14 protein-coding genes and 2 pseudogenes are annotated in these 17648 nt (G+C 64.8%); 7 read left to right on the top strand and 9 right to left on the bottom strand.

All coding sequences use genetic code 11. From position 1 onward, the window contains the following. Window positions 1–380 precede the first annotated feature (380 nt). Both FHS96_RS25725 and FHS96_RS25720 read left to right on the top strand, forming a co-directional pair. Window positions 381–638, top strand: coding sequence for a ribbon-helix-helix domain-containing protein (locus tag FHS96_RS25725; protein ID WP_429598641.1), 258 nt, complete (start codon window positions 381–383; stop codon window positions 636–638). Next, a complete protein-coding gene (locus FHS96_RS25720) occupies window positions 635–955 on the top strand; it encodes a type II toxin-antitoxin system RelE/ParE family toxin (RefSeq protein WP_429598639.1) in 321 nt (106 codons plus the stop codon). The genes FHS96_RS25725 and FHS96_RS25720 overlap by 4 nt, the downstream gene beginning before the upstream one ends. Before the next feature lie 39 nt (window positions 956–994). On the opposite strand, the gene FHS96_RS25715 is transcribed toward FHS96_RS25720, so the two are convergent. Further along, on the bottom strand, window positions 995–3904 hold the full coding sequence (locus FHS96_RS25715) for a TonB-dependent receptor (RefSeq protein WP_429598637.1): 2910 nt from the start codon (window positions 3902–3904) through the stop codon (window positions 995–997). A 153-nt stretch (window positions 3905–4057) separates the two neighbouring features. On the opposite strand from FHS96_RS25715, the gene FHS96_RS25710 reads away from it, so the two are divergent. After that, window positions 4058–5404: a glycoside hydrolase family 28 protein gene (locus tag FHS96_RS25710; RefSeq protein ID WP_429598635.1), complete on the top strand. Its 1347-nt coding sequence runs from the start codon at window positions 4058–4060 to the stop codon at window positions 5402–5404. Here FHS96_RS25710 and FHS96_RS25705 read toward each other — a convergent pair. Next, window positions 5401–5687, bottom strand: a pseudogene (locus FHS96_RS25705) (GMC oxidoreductase); the annotation flags it as partial. The gene FHS96_RS25710 and the pseudogene FHS96_RS25705 overlap by 4 nt on opposite strands. A gap of 181 nt (window positions 5688–5868) precedes the next feature. Between FHS96_RS25705 and FHS96_RS25700 the strand changes: the two are divergent. Further along, a pseudogene (locus FHS96_RS25700) lies at window positions 5869–6081 on the top strand (TetR family transcriptional regulator); the annotation flags it as partial. Window positions 6082–6304: 223 nt separating this feature from the next. On the opposite strand, the gene FHS96_RS25695 reads toward FHS96_RS25700, so the two are convergent. Continuing rightward, window positions 6305–6835 carry an Lrp/AsnC family transcriptional regulator gene (locus FHS96_RS25695; protein ID WP_429598633.1) on the bottom strand — a complete coding sequence of 177 codons (531 nt, stop codon included), beginning with the start codon at window positions 6833–6835 and terminating at the stop codon, window positions 6305–6307. Between the two features lie 414 nt (window positions 6836–7249). Here FHS96_RS25695 and FHS96_RS25690 point away from each other — a divergent pair, with 414 nt between their 5' ends. Both FHS96_RS25690 and FHS96_RS25685 read left to right on the top strand, forming a co-directional pair. Further along, window positions 7250–9742: a TonB-dependent receptor gene (locus FHS96_RS25690; protein WP_429598631.1), complete on the top strand. Its 2493-nt coding sequence runs from the start codon at window positions 7250–7252 to the stop codon at window positions 9740–9742. 115 nt (window positions 9743–9857) lie between these two features. Beyond that, on the top strand, window positions 9858–12824 hold the full coding sequence (locus tag FHS96_RS25685) for a M14 family zinc carboxypeptidase (protein ID WP_429598629.1): 2967 nt from the start codon (window positions 9858–9860) through the stop codon (window positions 12822–12824). Between the two features lie 43 nt (window positions 12825–12867). Here the strand turns inward: FHS96_RS25685 and FHS96_RS25680 are convergent, their stop codons facing one another. Both FHS96_RS25680 and FHS96_RS25675 read right to left on the bottom strand, forming a co-directional pair. After that, complete coding sequence (locus FHS96_RS25680) at window positions 12868–13293, bottom strand: CoA transferase (protein WP_429598627.1); 426 nt, start codon at window positions 13291–13293, stop codon at window positions 12868–12870. Beyond that, a complete protein-coding gene (locus FHS96_RS25675) occupies window positions 13290–13604 on the bottom strand; it encodes a 3-hydroxyacyl-CoA dehydrogenase family protein (protein ID WP_429598625.1) in 315 nt (104 codons plus the stop codon). Before FHS96_RS25675 ends, FHS96_RS25680 begins: the two co-directional genes overlap by 4 nt. Before the next feature lie 96 nt (window positions 13605–13700). Here FHS96_RS25675 and FHS96_RS25670 point away from each other — a divergent pair, with 96 nt between their 5' ends. Continuing rightward, complete coding sequence (locus tag FHS96_RS25670; RefSeq protein ID WP_429598623.1) at window positions 13701–13859, top strand: hypothetical protein; 159 nt, start codon at window positions 13701–13703, stop codon at window positions 13857–13859. 21 nt (window positions 13860–13880) lie between these two features. Here the strand turns inward: FHS96_RS25670 and speD are convergent, their stop codons facing one another. From speD to FHS96_RS25650, 4 genes are read right to left on the bottom strand one after another with little or no spacing between them, the layout of a single operon-like run. Further along, window positions 13881–14267 (bottom strand): adenosylmethionine decarboxylase, encoded by a 387-nt coding sequence (gene speD / locus FHS96_RS25665; protein WP_429598621.1) that lies wholly within the window; start codon window positions 14265–14267, stop codon window positions 13881–13883. Next, complete coding sequence (locus FHS96_RS25660) at window positions 14264–15880, bottom strand: FAD-dependent oxidoreductase (RefSeq protein ID WP_429598619.1); 1617 nt, start codon at window positions 15878–15880, stop codon at window positions 14264–14266. Before FHS96_RS25660 ends, speD begins: the two co-directional genes overlap by 4 nt. A gap of 9 nt (window positions 15881–15889) precedes the next feature. Beyond that, on the bottom strand, window positions 15890–17383 hold the full coding sequence (locus FHS96_RS25655) for a polyamine aminopropyltransferase (protein ID WP_429598647.1): 1494 nt from the start codon (window positions 17381–17383) through the stop codon (window positions 15890–15892). Between the two features lie 42 nt (window positions 17384–17425). Beyond that, the gene (locus FHS96_RS25650; RefSeq protein ID WP_429598617.1) at window positions 17426–17638 is read right to left on the bottom strand and encodes a DUF350 domain-containing protein; all 213 of its coding nucleotides are present in this window, start codon (window positions 17636–17638) and stop codon (window positions 17426–17428) included. Window positions 17639–17648 lie beyond the last annotated feature (10 nt).

Below are 17648 nucleotides of genomic sequence, written 5' to 3'. Positions count from 1 at the left end.
GCAGGAGCCAGTGTGGCGCCCCGCTGCGGTGAAAGGGCATATATGGAGACGGTTCCCACCGGTCAACGCCTTTTTGCAATTTTGTTGCACAGACCCACAAAAGCTCAGCAATTTCGGCGTTTTAGGCCGCTTTGGGAATCGCAGGCCCGGCCAACCCGATGCGAATCGCGATGGCCTGACCAGAGCAGTGAACACCATCGTTGCAGCCCAAAACGCCGCCATTACTGGCCGCCCGCCGATTCACCGCACGACGAGCGCCATGATTCGCCTTGCCCACGCCGGTCGCTGCCCCCGTAGCCGCGCATCGGTTGACCTGGGCTGCCCTGGGGCAGCTTGTCGCCGTCCACAATATTCCTTATTATTGTTACAGGAGGCCGCTCATGAATAAGCCGATTACCCTCAACGTGCGCATCAGCGGACCGCTCGGCGATTTCGTGGCAGCCAATGTCGGTGAGACGGGCAGCTACGAGAATGTCAGCGAATATGTCCGCGATCTGATCCGTCGCGACAAGGCGCGGTTCGAGGAGGAGCAGTTCGGACGATTGAAGGCCGAATTGACGCGCGCCTTCGCTGCGCCCGAGAAGAGCTTCAGTGAACTGGATGCTGATTCCGTCATCGCGCGCGCGCGCCGGTCTTGAGCGGGCATCGCTTTCGCGTCTCGACGATCGCGAGCGGTCGCATCGACGAGATCTACGCCTACACGCGAAGCCGATGGGGCGAGGATCAGGCCGAAGCCTATATCCGCGGCCTATTCGATTGTTTCGACAGGATCGCGGCACGCGACATCATCTGGCGCGCGATCCCGGCCGAATTCGAGATCGATGGCCATTATGCCCGGTACCAGCACCATTATATCTACTGGCGCCTGCTGTCTGACGGGGCCGTCGGCATCGTGACGATCCTCCACGAACGCATGCATCAGCTCGACCGGTTTCGCGAGGATCGTGGCGCATAGAAAAAAAGGGCCTGCCGATAAGGCAGGCCCCAGGGAGGATCAGAAGCGAACCGCCACGCCGGCGCTGAACTTGCGCCCGCTGTAGGAACTGTAGAGCGGGTTCTCGCGCGCGGAGTCCATGTAGAAGCCGAGTTCCTGATTGGTCAGGTTCTGCGCTTCCACCGTCACCCGGATCTGCGGGGTGACCTGGTAGGAGGCGGTGGCATCGACGAAGAAAGCGGAGATATTGCCCTGCACGTCGCTGCCCGCGCGACCCGAAGGGACACGGAGCAGGAACTTGTCGCGGTAGGAGCCGCTGGCGCGGATGCTGAACTTGTCATCCTCATAATAGATCGTGCCGTTAAAGGCGTTCTTGGAGAGGTTGACGAGGTCGTTGCGCACCGTCGTCGTGCAGGTGGTGTTGGTGCAATAGGTGATCTTCGAATCCACATACGTGTAGTTCGCGAGCACGCCGAGATTCGACAGGAAGCCGGGCAGGAAATCAAGACCGAGCTGGCCGTTGAGTTCGATGCCCTTCAGCGGACCGCCCGGCGTGTTGGTCTTGTTGGATACGGTGAAGATCGTGTTCGCGTCATTGTCGGATCCCGCCAGCAGCGATAGCGGCAGCCCGGTTTCGCCGAAGGGGATGTTGCGCTGGAGCGTCTGGATGAAGGTGTCGATATCCTTATAGAAGGCGCCGACCGAGACGATGCCGCTGCGGCCGATATAATATTCGAGCGAGACGTCCGCCGTCTTGGCGCGGATCGGCTCAAGCAGGAAATTGCCGCTCGATACGGTGCGGGTGTTGAGCGCGATCGACACCGATCCCGGCAACAGGTCCGACAGTTCGGGGCGCGTCATCACCTTGGCGGCGGCGGCGCGCAGGATGAGATTGTCGGTGATGTCCGCCACCACCGTCGCCGAGGGCAGCCAATCCTCATAGCTGCGCGACAGCGTCAGCGGTGCACCGGCCAGCGCGCCCTGCCCGACCTGGTCGGTATGAACGTAGCGCACGCCGACATTGCCACGCAGCCGCACCGGCAGCGCAGCTGTATCGAACTCGATCATGCCATAGGCCGACTTGATCGTTTCCTTGAGGCTACCGTCGGTGGTCGTCTGAAACGCGTAGATCCCGCTCTCGCTCGAGAAGCCGAGCACCGAATCAAATTTGTCATAGTCCGGCGCTGCCCAGCCCGAGATCGTCGAACCGGGCAGCGAGCTGCCGAAGCCGGTGAGCGGCGAGGTGAGATCCGCCATCGACGTGCCCGCGGGGAGTAGCGGCGCAAGATTCTGCGTCACGCGGCTGCGGCTGAGCGTCTCATATTCGGACTGGCGATACTGCGCGCCGGCGCGCAGCTTGACGCCATCGAAGACATCCCAGCTCGCATTGAGTTCGGCAGTGGTGTTGTTGGTCTCATCGCGCCCGCGGGTCAGCGCCAGCGTGCCGCGCGTCGTGTTGTCGGCCAGCGGCGGCGCGAAGGTGTAGCTCGCCGGGTTGGTGACGTCGAAACCCCAGTTGATGTCGGGGATGCGCCCGCCATCGCGGAAATCGAAGGAGAACCCGTTCACATTGTTGTTGAAGATGCCGATCTGGGTGCGCATCGGCCGGTTGATGATCGTGCGCGACATGCCGACATAGCCATCGAGCTTCACACCGCCGAAATCGTGCGAGGCGCTGAGGTTGATCTGGCTAAAGGTGGTGGTGAATTTGGTCAGCGTGAGATCGTTGGTGATGTCGACGCCGTTGAACAGGCCATAGGTCAAGGTGCCATCGTCCGCGCGGACGGCATCGAGCACCGAGGTTTCGGCGCTGCCGTGCTGGCCGGCGTTGCGCGAGAAGGAGATGGCGGTGATCGTCTGGTCGCTGCGCGTCACGTCATAGCGCGAGAACAGACCGTCGAGCGCGACGCGGGTGCGATCGGACGGCTGCGCTTCCAGGGTCAGGGTGGCACCGAGACGCGAATAATCCTGGTCCGAACGGATCAGGCGCGGGCTGCGCGGGATGAAGGTGCCGGCATTATCGACCAGCGCATAATTGGCCGCATTGGTCGGCGTGTTCGGCAGCCGCGGATTGCCCGTCGAGCAATTGGCGGCATTGGAGCCGTTGGTCGCGCTGTTGCCGGGGCTTTGCGGTGTATAGCCGATCGGCGAGCAGAAGCGGTTGAGGCTGCCCTGGATGACGTCGATCGCCGAATAGCCTTCCTCGCGCGTATAGCGCCGGGTGTAGGCGATCGAGCCCGAAATGCCGAGCGTGCCATCGAGGAACTTCTTGGAGATCAGCCCGGTGAAGCGCGGGCTGACGCGCTCGCGCAGATCGTCATAGGTGCCCTGCGCGCTGGCCGACAAGGTGAAGTCTTCCTTCAGGTCGAGCGGCCGCGGCGTCTGCAGGTCGACGGTCGCGCCGAGCGAACCTTCCTCGACATCCGCCGAACTGGTCTTGCGCACCGACAGCGAGCTGAACAGCTCGGACGCGAAGGCACTGAAATCGAACGAGCGCGAGGAGACATAGCCGGAGCGGATATCCGACGATCCGGTCGAGCTCGCGCCTTCCATGCCGTTGAGGCGAACGCGGGTGAATTGCGCACCGAGCCCGCGCACCGAGATGGTGCGGCCCTCGCCGCCATCGCCGCGGGTGATGGCGACGCCGGGCAGGCGCTGCATCGATTCCGCGAGGTTCGAGTCGGGAAATTTGCCGATGTCCTCGGCCGTGATGGCATCGACGACCCCGACTTCTTGCCGCTTGATCGCCAGCGCGTTGGTGAGCGACTGGCGGAAACCCATGACCACGATGTCTTCGGCGGTCGACGGCGGGGCCTCTGGCGGCGCAGTCTCCGCCTCGCCTTGCGCGTCCTGCGGCGCGGCGTCGGCCTGTGCGAAGGCGGGCGTCGCCGCCATCAAAAAGCCCATGCTCAGCGCCAGCGCAGACACCATGCCGCGACGATTCGAAAGCAGTCGAAACGGATCTTCCATCGATACCTCCCCCAAATGCAGCTTTTCGCTTTCTAAGGTGGACAAACCTGTAAGACAGAATAACCTGTAAGACAAGATTGAAAGCTGCATCGGATGCAGCCTTTTTAGGGGAGAGGGACTTTGGAACGATCGCGGCGAGAGATTCTGAGGCACGTGCCGACCGCCGGGCTGCTGTGCGCGCTGCCGGCCTTCCCCAGCATCGCGGCGCCGCCCTCACAGAGATTCTTGATCACCCGCTATGGCGCGAAGGCAGACGGTGCCACCATCAACACGCAAGCGATTCAGAAGGCGATCGATGCCTGCGCCGAGGCGGGGGGTGGCACGGTGGTGGTGCCGGCCGGCACGTTCATCAGCGGATCGATCTTCCTCAAGCAGGGCACGCATCTCGAACTTGCTAAGGGCGCGGTGCTCAAGGGCTCCGACCGGCTGGAAGATTATCCGCTGGTGATGCGCCGCTTCTGCGAGGCCTATCCAGAACCGCTACGCATGGCGCTGGTCAACGCCAAGGGCATCAAGGGGCTGCGCATCACTGGTGCCGGCACGCTCGACGGCCATGGCGAGCCCTTCTGGCGCATGTTCTTCTCCGCCCCCAAAGAGAGGCTCGAGGGTCAGGAAGTCAAATATCCCTTCCCCCAGATCGCTTTCCTGCAGGATTGCGACGACCTGCTGGTGAGCGGCGTGGCGTTCAAGGATGCCGCCTTCTGGAACCTCCACCTCTATCGCTGCACGCGCACCGTGATCGAAAAATGCGGCTTCGACGTACCGCACACGATCCGCGCGCCAAGCAGCGACGCCATCGATCTCGACAGCTGCCAGGATATTACCGTGCGGCACTGTCGCTTCTCGGTGGACGATGACTGCATCGCGCTGAAGGGCACGCAGGGGCCGGGGGCGGCCGCCTATGCCGAGGCGCCGCCCACCGAGCGCATCCACATCCATGACTGCCAGTTCGAATATGGGCTCGGCTGCATCACCTTCGGCAGCAACGGCACGGTCATGCGCGATATCAAGGTGGAGCGGATCACCAATGTCGGCGATATCCCGACGATCCGGTTCAAGATCCGGCCGGATACGCCGGGGCAGGTCTATGAGCGGCTGCATGTCCGCGGCGTCCGCCTCGCGCCCGCGCCGACGCCCTATTCCTTCTGGCATCGCGGCGAGGTGTTCTACGGGCTGCCCAACCCCAAGACCTTCGGCGCCGACGATCCCGCGATCGGGCTGATCGTCAACGCCCGGCTGGTCCACGGCACCAAGGTACCGGCGCAGCCACCCGGCGGCGTGATCCGCAACATCCTGATCGAGGATGTGCGGGGCACGACGCGGGGCTTCGGCAATATTTCGTCCAATGCCACCACCGTGATTTCAGACTTCACACTGCGCGACATCGACGTGACTTTGCAGGATGCCAAGCGCAGCCAGTTGATCGCGCGCGGCGTGGAACGGCTGACGCTGGAGAATGTGAACGTGAACGGCGCGCCGGCGGCGGTGGTCAGCAGCTAGGCCACCGCTCCCAACGCGCCCTTCCCCAGGATCATGTCGCTCGCTTTCTCCGCGATCGCGATGGTGGGCTCGTTGGTGTTGCCCGAAACGATGCGCAGCATGATGCTGGCATCAACAACGCGCAACCCGGCCACCCCATGGACGCGCAGCTGCGGGTCGACCACTGCGGCGGCACCCGCCCCGTCGCGCAGGTGCCGACCGGATGGTACGAGGTGGTGCCTGCGGGCCTGGCATGCGCCAGAGTGTCGGCGTCGCTGGCCGCCTGCGCGCCCGGCGCCAGTTCATGATCGCCGAAAAACCAGCGCTGGCTGTTCGGCGATCCGTCGCCCCCGCACGGCCCGGCGACGATCATCTGCGCATGCGTTTCGACCCGCAGATTCACGCGCATCGCCGGATCGAGGTAGGCGACCGCCGCGGATCAGCGCCTGCCGTTGCGCACCGTCCGGCCGGCCGCAGCGCTGGCGGTGGAAACCGATGCCGAAACCACGCGCTTCACCTCCGAGCGCTTGACCCGTCCGTTGGCCGCTGCGCAGGCGTCCATCCTCGAACAGGGCCGCGCGGAAAGTCTGTTCCGCCCGATCGACCCGCTGCTCTTCTTTTTCTCGCTGGTCGGCGCGTGCGATCATCTGTTCGTCGCGCGCCATTCGCTGCGCTATGCGTTCGGCATCGACGATATCGATGATGCACTGCGCCGTGCCTATGCAGAGCACATCAGCGACATTGATGCGCGTGCTGCCGTAGCCGGAAGACTGATCCCCCGCCGCCTCGCCGGGCTCAAGCTGCCCAAGTCGATCGCCTTCATCGGCGCGCTGCCCAAGACCCCCTCCGGCAAGCTGACGCGCCGCGCGCTGCGTGAACTATTCGGCGGACCAGGATCGCGCGGTGAATTGACGAGGCGGCTCAGTTCGGATCGATCGAGGTCGGTGCGGCGATGCCGCGATCCAGTTCGGGAGGATGGCCAGCTTCGACGCCTGCGAAGAGCGACGCGCGGCGGAGCACCGTCTTCAACACGAAGCTGGAGTTTATACGCGACAGCATCGGAATGCGGGAGAGCGCGCTGAGCATGCTCTGGTAGTGATCCAGATCGGTGACGACGACGCGCAGCAGATAATCATGGTCTCCGGTCACCTCGAAACAGTCAGTAACCTCCTGCATTGCGCAGATGCTGTCCTCGAAGCTCAGCAGCGCCGCGCCAGACTGCCGATCGAGGCTGATCGAGATCAGCGCCTCGATTTGCCCTGCCAGCCTCCGCTCGTCCAGCAGCGCGGCATAGCCCAGGATATAACCTTCGTCTTCCAGCCGTCGCACGCGCCGCATCGTCGGTGTCAGCGACAGGCCGATCGCGTCGGCAAGATCGCGCCAACTGATACGGCCATCTCGTGAGAGCGTCCGAAGGATCCGCAGATCAAAGGAGTCGAGCTTTGCGGTCATAAGTGGAGATTCCCTCCCGCCGGACCAGCAATTCATAGCCTGGATGCGCGCGGTATCAAGGCGCCCGGCAGGGGGTCGAATCCATCAGCCGTGCCGCCCCGCTGTGCCGTGGTTCATTCTGCTGCAAATCACTCAATCCGTAGCGCAATATGACCATATTTTAGCATTCAAACATATTATTTTAGTGTTGCGTTAAATGTCAGTTCGGTTTCTCATTGGTTACAGGACGCGGCACGAGGCCGCATCCCTCGTGGGGGCAGGAAGGCGACGATGTCGGCAGGGGCAAGGGCCTCGCCGATGATCGGGCATGGTGCGGGGCGCCAGGTTCGTCCCGTTACAACAAGGGGGCGCTGACCAATTATGATCGATGTTTCGTTTCCGTTTCGCCGAGCAGGCATCCTGCTCGGAGTATCGTTGCTTAGCACGGCTACCGCGCTGCATGCGCAGACGACCGAGGCGCCACAATCCGAGGCCGTCGAGCAGGGCGGCGGTGATATCATCGTCACCGCGCTGAAGCGTGCGACGAGCATCCAGGAAACGCCGATTTCGATCTCCGCGGTGAGTTCGGAGTCGCTCGTGCGGCAGAACATCACCGACTCCAATTCGCTCGGTCGCGTCGCTCCCAGCCTCGTCATCAACGAGAGCTCAAACGGCGGCAGCCGCGTCATCATCCGCAACCTCTACGCGACCGGCGAACCGCTGGTCGGCCTCTATTATGACGAGGTTCCGCTGAGCGGCACCGGCGGCGTCTCCAACGACGCGGGCGGCACGCTGCCGGGCCTGCGCCTGTTCGACGTCGAGCGCGCCGAGGTGCTGCGCGGTCCGCAGGGCACGCTCTATGGCGCGAGCTCGATGGGCGGCACCATCCGCATCATCTTCGCCAAGCCCAAGCTGGATCGCTACGAAGGCGCGGTCGACGCGCAAGTGACGTTCATCGACGGCGCCGGCGGATCGCTGGGCTATCAGATGAACGGCATGGTCAACGTGCCGATCATCGAGGACAAGATCGGCGCGCGCGTGGTCGGCTTCTATGAGAAGGGCGCCGGCTTCATCGACAACAGCGTACTCGGCTTCAAGGACATCAACGGTACCGAGAGCTATGGCGGCCGATTGACGGTGCGGATCAAGCCGGTCGAGGATGTCACGCTCGACCTGCTCGGCGTGTACCAGAACCGTACCGGCGCCCGCTCGGACTGGAACTACTCCGAATATCTGCTGACCAACAAGCGTTACGATCAGTCGCTGCTGATCCGGCAGCCGCAGGAAGACGAACTGAAGCTCGCAGCCGCGACGCTGAACTGGGATGTCGGTTTCGCCACGCTGACCGCGACGGCATCCTATTCGGAACGCAACCTCAAATACAGCTTCGACTATACGAACTATTTCTCGCGCTATCAGAGCATCAACCAGACCGGCGGGCTGGTGCCGACCTATACCGGCGCGGGCACCGCCATTCCGGGCTACAGCCGCTATCTGGCGGATTGCCAGGCTGGCTACCTCGTCAACACGACCTGTAACGGCGCAGGCTACCAGAATCTGGTCAACAGCTATGGTATCCAGTCCACCTACCAGCCGCAGTCGAACAAGACCAACACCGAAGAAGTCCGGCTCGCCGACGATCGCTATGCGTTCAAGTGGACGGTGGGTTTCTACCACAGCTACCGCAAGAACTATACGCGCTCGATCCTCGAGCGGTCTGATCCGGTCACCGGCCTGCAGAACTATCCCAACGGCTTCGCGACCGGCAACACCTACATCGTCGGCACCAACTTCACCGGCCTCGACCGCACGATCGACGACCGGCTGGAACAGATCGCCGGCTTCGCCGAGGCGACGTGGGACATCACCGATGCGCTGAGCGTCACCGCGGGCGGCCGCTACTTCAAATATATGAAGGACACGACCTCGGCAGTGCTGGTGCCGAGCTACATCGCAGGCAACTCCCGCCAGGCCGAACTGACCACCAGCGGCGACGAGAATGGCACGCTGCTGAAGTTCGGTGCGAACTATAAGTTCAACCGTGACTTCATGCTCTATGCCACGGCGGCGCAGGGCTATCGCCCGGGCGGCGTGAACCAGACGCTCGGTCTGCCGAGCTATGCCGCGGTCTATTCTTCGGACTCCGTGTGGGCCTATGAAATCGGCGCCAAGACCTCCTGGTTTGACCGCAAGGTGGTCGTCAACATCGACGCGTTCCAGATGGACTGGGACGACATGCAGATCTCTGCGAGCTTCAACAACGCTTTCGGCTTCATCACCAACAGTTCCAGCCCCGCGCGCATCCGTGGCGTCGAACTCGATACCTCCTTCTTCCCGCTCGACGGGCTCTCGCTGCGGGTATCCGGCAGCTATATCGATGCCAAGCTGCGCGGCGACCAGTCGCTGCCGAGCGGCATCACCCAGTGCCCGATCCCGTTCATTCCCGGCACGACCGGATGTGCGACGATCGCTGCGGGCCGCGATGGCGATCGCATCCCCTATTCGCCGAAATGGACGATCCAGGGGTCTGCGGACTACCTCATCCCGCTCGAGGATGACCTGCAGATCATCACCCATGCCGACATCGCGTATCGCAGCAAGTCGCTGACCACCTATGATCTGGCACGCTACGCGGCGGCCTATCCCAATGGCCCGGCTGGCCTGCCGGGCGGCGAGGCGCTCTACACCCTGCCCGGCTTTGCCACGGTGGGCCTGCGCCTGGGCCTTGAGAAGGACGAGGGCCGCTGGGGCATCTACCTGTTCGCGAATAATGTGTTCAACAAGGTGGGCCTCACCGGGCTCACCAACGGCCAGGCGAGCGCGACGCAGCTTTCCTATCGCTACAACGGCACGCTAATCCGCCCGAATTTCGCGCAGGTGACGCAGCCGCGCGTCATTGGCGTGCAGGCGACTGTCAAGTTCCGCTGATCTCCAGATGATGCCGCCGGTGCCCATATGGGCACCGGCGGTCATCGCACGGCGGGCGCGGCGCGCCGGGCATCAAGACCAGACGAATTCAACCTTTCAAGGCAGAGGATTCTCGATGCGCGTCCGTCATTCGATCACGTCCGCGGCGCTTGCCGCGACCATGTTGTCGGCGCTGCCGGCCCGGGCGCAGTCCCAGAACCAGGCACCGACGCCAGCCACGCTCGGACCGGCGGGCGCGCCCGTCCCCTCTGGCCTGACGCCGCTGACCCAGCCGCAGGACGCCGAATATACGAAGCTGATCGCGCAGCATCTCGTCGACAAGCGCTTCACCACCGAGTTGGTCGATCATATGCCGGCGTCGGATACGGTGCCGTCGCCGCTCAAATTCTTCGGCCGCATTCCCGGCACCCCCGGCGAGCTCACCTATGCCGCCGACATCCACCGCTATTATCGCGAGCTCGCCCGCACCTCGAAACGGGTGAAGCTGATGACGCTCGGCACCACCGAGGAAGGGCGCGAGCAGGTCGTCCTCGCCATTGCCGACGAGGCGACGATCGCCAATCTCGATCAGTACAAGGCGCAACTCGCCGCGCTCGGCGATCCGCGCCGCACCGATGCCGCGAAGGCCGCCGAGATCATCAAGATCGCCAAGCCAATCTACTGGCTGACCTCCGGTCTCCACTCGTCCGAGACCGGCGGGCCCGAGACGCTGATCGAACTGGCCTTCCGCCTCGCTGTCGAGGAAACGCCGTTCATCAAGAATGTCCGCGAGAATGTGATCACCTTCATCACCCCGGTGGTCGAAGTCGACGGTCGCGAACGGCTGGTGGATACCTATTATTATGGCAAGAAGACCGGCAAGCCCAAGCCGCCCTTCATGTATTGGGGCCATTATGTCGCGCATGACAACAATCGCGACGGCATGGGACAGGCGCTGAAGCTCACCCAAAACGTGACCAAGGGCGTGCTCGACTGGCACCCGACCGTGCTGCACGACCTCCATGAATCGGTCGCCTATCTCTATGCGTCGACCGGCGGCGGCCCCTATAACCCACAGCTCGATCCGATCCAGCCGGGCGAATGGTGGCTGTTGGCCGAGACCGAAGTCACCGAACTGACCAAGCGCGGCGTGCCGGGCGTATGGACCGGCGGCTTTTATGACGGCTGGGTCCCCAATTATCTGTTCTGGGTGGCGCAGACCCACAACGGCTTCGGCCGCTTCTACGAGGTGCAGAGCTACGGCCCCGAGATCACCAAGGGCCTGAAGATGCCGGCGGCGACGACCAGCAAGGAATGGTATCGCCCCAACCCGCCGCTGCCCTCGGTCGACTGGGGGCCGCGCAACAACGTCAACATCCAGCAGTCGGCGATCCTGTTCGCGCTGAACAAGGTGGCGGACGATCGCGCGACCTATCTCGAAAACTACTGGATCAAGAACCGCAATGCGGTGGAGATCGGCCGGACCGGTGCGGTCAACGCCTATGTCGTCCCCGCCGCGCAGCACGCGCCGGACAACGCGATCGACATGCTCAACACGCTCGTCCGCCAGGGCGTCGAAATCAGCACGGCGACGCAGGCCTTCACTGCGGGCGGCGTGCAGGTGGCGGCCGGCGACTATGTGATCCGCGCCGACCAGCCCTACCGCACATTGCTCGACATGTATTTCAGCGTGCAGAACTATCCGGCGTCCAACCCGCGTCCCTATGACGATACCGGCTGGACGATGCACTATATGCGCAACGTCGAGATGAAGACGATCAAGGATCCGGCCGTCTTCTCGCAGGCGCTTGCGCCGATTGCGGGCGAGATCCCGCTCGCCGGCGGCGTGACCGGCACCGGCCCGGTGATCGTGTTCGATCATACCGGCGACAATGCGCTGGTGTCGCTGCGCTTCAAGCTGAAGGGCGTACGCATGCTGGCGGCGGACGCGCCGTTCGAGGCTAATGGCCGGCGTTATGCCGCGGGCAGCTTCATTCTGCCGAACGCCAATCGCGGTGCGGTCGATCAGCTCGCACGCAGCCTGGGTGTGAAGGGCGAGGCGCTGGCCGCCGCGCCCGCGGTCGCCAGCCATGTGCTGACCGCGCCGCGCATCGCCTATGTCCATTCCTGGCTGCGCACGCAGGACGAGGGCTGGTGGCGCCTGGCGCTCGACAAATATGGCATCCCCTACGATTATTTCGCCGACACCACGCTGAAGCAGCGGCCAAACCTGCGCGCCAAATATGATGTGCTGATCTATCCGACCGTGGCGGTCGCCGCGCGCGAGCAGTTCGTCGGCCTGCCGGTGAACGGCGCCGATCCGATACCCTACAAGAAGACCGCGCTGACCCCGAACCTGGGCAATCTCGATTCGGCCGACGATATTCGCGGCGGCCTCGGCGGCGAGGGTCTGGAGGCGTTGCGCAGCTTCGTCCAAGGCGGCGGCACGCTGCTTGCCGACGGTTCGACCGTCGAGATGCTCTCGGCGTTCGGCCTGACGCCGGGTGTTACCGTCACGACCCCGCCCGAACTCTACAACAAGGGTTCGGTCATGCGCGGCGTGATCGTCGATCAGAAGAGCCCGATCGTCTATGGCTACGCCCAGAAGGAAATGCCGGTCTACTTCTCGCAGGCGCCGGTTCTGAACATTTCGCGCGGCGAGAGCCGGGGCGGCGGCGCCATCGATCCGAATTCGGCGGGTGCGCGGCTGGCGCAGAACCTGACACCGAACGTCGCGTCCGCCCCGCTCTCGCCTTGGGCTCCGGGCGTGAGCGAGCCCGTCGCCGTTGCTCCGGTGGACCATGGCCCGACCCAGCAGCCCGCGTCGCGCGCCTTTGGTGCCGAGCCGACCCAGTTGCCGCGCGTCGTGATGTCCTTCCCCACCAAGTCGAGCGACATGCTGCTCAGCGGGCTGCTCTCGGGCGGCGATGCGCTCAGCGACAAGCCGCTGGTGGTCGACCTGCCGAGCGGCAAGGGCCATATGGTGCTGTTCGCGCTCAGGCCCTTCTGGCGATCGCAGACGCAGGGCAATTACATGCTCGGCTTCAACACCATCCTCAACTGGGACCATCTCGACGCCGGCGCACCGGCACCGAAGCCCTGATCGACCGCGGGCGACGCGGCGCGATAGCCCGCGTCGGCTGACGTCAGATCGACGAAAAGCGCGGCGCGGGCGCCGGCTGGATCACACCCTCGCGTTCCACGAAGGCACCGCGGGCGCGGTTGTGGGGATGGTCGGGGGCCTCGGCCATCGAGAGGACCGGGGCGAGGCAGGCATCCTCGCTGTCCATCAGCGCGCACCATTCATCGCGGGTGCGCGTGCGGAACAGCGCCGCAAGCCGCGCCTTGAGCGGTCCCCATGCGACAGGATCTTTCTGCGCGTCGAACGCCAGTTCGTGGGCGATGCCGGCGGCGCGGCGGAAGGCAGCGTAGAATTGCGGCTCGATCGCGCCGAGCGCCACATATTTTCCGTCCCCCGTTTCATGGCTGTGATTGAAATGCGCGGCGCTGTCGAGCAGGTTGGTGCCGCGCTCGTCGCGCCAGCCCATCGCCGTGCGGAAGCCCCAGATCATGTGTTGAGCACGATGTCTCTCCTTGTTCGGGGTCTCAGGCGCCGATGCGATAGTGGTGCAGCAGCTTGCCGTCGGCTGCCAGAGCCCGCAGCAAGGGCGACGGCGTTTCGCCCATCGGCTTCCAGCCGGTCGGCGATATGCGCGAGCCCGACCAGATCGAGCATCACCTGATCGATGTCCCATGGCGTCCGTCCCTGGAGGACCAGCGCCTGCGCCGCCGCCATGCGCGGTGCCATCATCCATTTGGCGAGGAAGCCGTCGCAGATGCGGCTCAGCCCGGCGACCTTGCCGATCCTGCGGCCGAGCGCCATTGCGGTAGCGACCGCCGCCGGCGGTCGCGGCGCCGCACTGGGCAGTGGAGCAGGGCGGCTGCGACTGGAGGTCGCGCGCCTGATGCCGGCGGCGCCGTGCCGCAGTTCGTGGCGCCGGCGGACGGCTATGTCTCCGGCGCGCCATGGCAGGCACTGGCACCGCTGCGCTATCTCAATGAGCGCGCCGGATCGATCTATGCCGGTTCCAACGAGAACCAGCGCAACACCCTCGCCAAGGCGGTGCTGGGGTTGTGATCAGCCGCCTCGGCGGCAACGCTATCGTGCGCCCGGCCTGGCTGCCTCATAGCCGCGTTCGATCAGGCGGCGGACGATCGAGCGCGGCGCCAGCGCGTCGGTGATGGTGGCAAGCGCCGCTTCCAGATCATGCGCGCGGCCGCACATGAAGATGTCGATCGCGGCATAGCCATGTTCGGGCCAGCTATGGATCGAGATGTGAGATTCTGCGAGCAACGCCACGCCGGTCACGCCCTGGCCGGGGCCGAAGCGATGGAGGTGGGTGCCAAGCAGGGTCGCCCCAGCGGCAACCGCGGCATCGGCCAGCGCCGCCTTGATCCGCGCGGCATCATCCAGCCCGGTGCAACCGTGGAGGTCCGCCAGCAGGTGGCGGCCGTCATAGGGCGGACAGGGCATCGGCTCGGTCATAACAAAGTCTCATGGGCGTGGCCGAGATGCGTCATTGCCCCCTCTGCCGCGCGGGTGCCGTGGTAATGCGCTTCCTCGAACAACGATAGGCCGCTGAGGTCCGAATGGGCGAGGAAATAGGGTGCCCGCGCGGCGGCACGCGCCGCGGGCGCGGTGCCCCAGGCAAAGCCCGGCACCGGCCGCGTCATCGCATGCCCCCAGCGCCACAGATCGATGCGGCGGATAGCGCCGGCGAGATCGGGGTTCATCAGCAGCAACTCGTCTTCCACGATCCGCTTCCAGTCCTCCTCCGGCCGATCAAGCAGCAGCCGGCGCGCGGCGGCGGGCGCCATTGTCGAAAGCGGCAGATAGACGGTGAGCACCGTCGCGGTCCGTCGCATATCGAGCGTCTGGTGGGTGGCAACGACATAGCCCAACGTCTCGCCGGTGGCCGAGACATTGTCCCACGCCAGCTTCGCGCCCGGGCCGCCGGGCATGCGATCGACGGTGACGTTCGCGATCAGCCAGGGGGCATAGGAAAAGCCGGCGGTCGACGGCGCCGCTTCCGGTGCGATGCGGTGCGCGATGAAGTGCGGCATGGCGAGGATCAGGGCGCGGGCACGGGTGCGGATCGTGCGGTTGGTGGCGACGTCAAAGCTGTCGATCACCACCCCCTCGCCCTCGCGCGCGGCGGCGAAGACGATGCGGCCCCGCGCGATGCGCGGCGCAAAGCGATCCGCCATCGCGCGCGCGAGGCGGGCGTTGCCCTCTGGCCACGTCAACAGATTGTCGCCCTGCCCGTCCGCCGCCCAGCCACGCCGTCCGGCGAAATAATGGATGCCCGCCCACGCGGAGACCTCCGCCGGTTCGCAGCCATAATCGTCGCGACAGCAATAGCGCAGATGGGCCCTGAGTACCGGTGAATGCCAGCCCTGCCGATCCAGCCAGTCGGTGAAGCGAATGCGGTCGAGCGCAAGCAGCTCGGGGTCGCGCGAACTATAGGCGATCGGGAGCGCGAAGGCGGGTTTGCCATCCGTGCCGATCCGCTGCGCAAAGCCATCCATCGCCGCCTGGAACGCGGCCAGATCAGCGCGATCACGCGCGGTAAGGCCTTGGCGGGGGATCAGCCCCTCCTGCCAGTGGCCCTGCCACAACAGCCTTTCCTGCGAGTCCGCGCAAAGCTGGTACGGATCGTAGAGCGGCGCGCCATCCTTCTCGCCGACGATTATGCCGAGGCGCCCGAGCAGGTGGCGCAGCGCCCGCGCCTCCCGATTGGCGACCGGCAGATAATGCGCACCGAGCGGATGGGCGGAAACGGCATTGGCACCGCCCCGGGCATTGCCGCCGATCTCATCCTCGAGTTCGAGCAGGCGGAAATCCATGAAGCCGGCCTCCGCAAGCGTCCAGCCCGCGGTGAGACCGGCGATGCCGCCGCCGGCGACGACGATGCCGACGCGCTCCTCTGACGCGGGCGCCGGAAAGTCGCCGTCGCGCAGGCGATGGCCGCGGTTGAGATCGGCGCCTGAGAGACCGCCCGGCAGGGCCGACCGGTGCCGGTGCCAGCCGAACGCGCCAATCCCTGCGGCAAGCGCACCGCTACCGATCATCAGCGCGCGACGGGTGAGCGCCCTCATCCGCGCCGATCACCCTTCATACACACCCCATTCGCTGGCGAATTCGCGGACCAGCACCTGATTGTCGAGCCGGTTCACCAGGGTTGGACGGCGCGCCATATCCGGCGGGAAGTCGAACAGGCGACGCTCGGTGGCAGGGGAAAGGAAGCGGTTGGCCGGAAGGATGCGCGCCTCGCCGGAGATCGGGCGGTGCGCGGCAAGGATGAAGCCCCATTCACCGAAGCTCGGCACATAGGCATGATAGGGGCGCGTCGTGAGGCCGGCGGCCTCGATCGTGGTCGCCACCGTCCAGAAGGCGCGCGGTGCAACCAGCGGCGAGGTGCTCTGCACGACGGCGACGCCCTCCGGCGCCAGCACGCGCTGGAGTTCGCGATAGAAGCTTTCGGTGTAGAGCTTGCCTACCGAGAAATCGACGGGATCGGGGAAGTCGACGATCACCACGTCCCACTGCTGCCGCGCGGCACGGATCCAGCGAAACGCATCGGCATTGATCACCGTCATCCGCGGATCGGCCAGCGACCCATCGTTCAGGCTGGTCAGCATCGCGCTTTCGCTGAACAGCCGGGTCATCGCCGGATCGAGATCGACCAGCGTCACCCGGCGGACATCGGCATGCCGGAGCACCTCACGTGCGGCGAGCCCGTCGCCGCCCCCGAGGATCAGCACGCGCTCCGGCGCTGCCACCCGCCCGATCGCAGGATGGACCAGCGCTTCGTGATACCGATATTCGTCGCGCGAGGAGAATTGCAGGTTGCCGTTTAGGAACAACCGCAGATCATCTCCCTGGCGAGTGAGGACGATGCGCTGAAAGGGCGTGGAATCCGCGTAGATCACCGGCTCTGCATAACCTGCGACCTCCGCCAGACGCTGGAGGCGTTCTGCGACGATGAAGCCGCTGGCCAGCAACAGCGCGGTGAGGATCGCCGCGACCTTCTCGGCGGCGAGGCCGCGCTTGTCGGGCAGCATGAACAGCACCGCCAGCGCGACACCGACGTTGAGGAGCCCGAACAGGAAGCCGGTGCGGATCATGCCGAGCATCGGCATCAGCACGAGCGGAAACAGCAAGGATGCGGCAAGCGCGCCGACATAGTCGAAGGTCAGCACATTGGAGACGGTCTCGCTGAAAGCGAAGCGGCCGCGCAGGATGCGCATCAGCAGCGGGATTTCCAGCCCGACGAAAAAACCGATGCCCAGCACCAGCGCGTAGAGTGCGAAGCGGAACTGATCGATCACCGGAAACAGCAGGAACAGCGTCGCCGCCGAACAGCCACCGATCAGCGCAACGAGGATCTCGACGCGCACGAACAGGCGCAATTCATCACGCTTCACATAGCGTGAACACCAACTGCCGATGCCCATCGCGAACAGATAGGCGCCGATGACGGTGGAGAATTGGGTGACGCTGTCACCCAGCAGATAGGATGCGATAGTGCCGGCGAGCAACTCGTAGACGAGGCCGCAGGTGGCCACCACGAACACCGAGGCCAGCAGCGCGCCGGCCATCGTATTGCCTTTCGGCGGATCTTCGGTCGTCACCCCCGTCGGTTATCCGTGGATCGCCGCCGCAACGATGATGGCAAGCCCGATCGCGACCGCGCCGGCGAACTGCGCGACCGCACGGTTCTGCTTGTGGTTGATCTCTTCCCAAAGTTTGCCTGGCGTCAGCAGATCCAGGATCACGAAGCCGACGACGAAGACGAGGATGCCGACGCCGGCATAGATCAATGTGTTGAGCACCGGGGCCAATGTCGTAACCATCGCTCAGTCT

It is taken from the genome of Sphingomonas zeicaulis, from assembly GCF_050433225.1.
Taxonomy (GTDB): Bacteria; Pseudomonadota; Alphaproteobacteria; order Sphingomonadales; family Sphingomonadaceae; genus Sphingomonas_D; species Sphingomonas_D zeicaulis.
Note: the sequence above shows the minus strand (reverse complement) of the source record. Positions and strands in the feature narration are given on the sequence as shown.

Excerpts from the sequence above, each read along its gene's own strand:
- FHS96_RS25725 (WP_429598641.1), top strand. The coding sequence starts at position 381 with ATGAATAAGCCGATTACCCTCAACGTGCGCATCAGCGGACCGCTCGGC.
- FHS96_RS25660 (WP_429598619.1), bottom strand. The coding sequence starts at position 15,880 with ATGAGGGCGCTCACCCGTCGCGCGCTGATGATCGGTAGCGGTGCGCTT.
- FHS96_RS25650 (WP_429598617.1), bottom strand. The coding sequence starts at position 17,638 with ATGGTTACGACATTGGCCCCGGTGCTCAACACATTGATCTATGCCGGC.
- FHS96_RS25685 (WP_429598629.1), top strand. The coding sequence starts at position 9,858 with ATGCGCGTCCGTCATTCGATCACGTCCGCGGCGCTTGCCGCGACCATG.
- FHS96_RS25715 (WP_429598637.1), bottom strand. The coding sequence starts at position 3,904 with ATGGAAGATCCGTTTCGACTGCTTTCGAATCGTCGCGGCATGGTGTCT.
- FHS96_RS25695 (WP_429598633.1), bottom strand. The coding sequence starts at position 6,835 with ATGACCGCAAAGCTCGACTCCTTTGATCTGCGGATCCTTCGGACGCTC.
- FHS96_RS25680 (WP_429598627.1), bottom strand. The coding sequence starts at position 13,293 with ATGATCTGGGGCTTCCGCACGGCGATGGGCTGGCGCGACGAGCGCGGC.
- FHS96_RS25675 (WP_429598625.1), bottom strand. The coding sequence starts at position 13,604 with ATGGCGCTCGGCCGCAGGATCGGCAAGGTCGCCGGGCTGAGCCGCATC.
- speD (WP_429598621.1), bottom strand. The coding sequence starts at position 14,267 with ATGACCGAGCCGATGCCCTGTCCGCCCTATGACGGCCGCCACCTGCTG.
- FHS96_RS25655 (WP_429598647.1), bottom strand. The coding sequence starts at position 17,383 with ATGGCCGGCGCGCTGCTGGCCTCGGTGTTCGTGGTGGCCACCTGCGGC.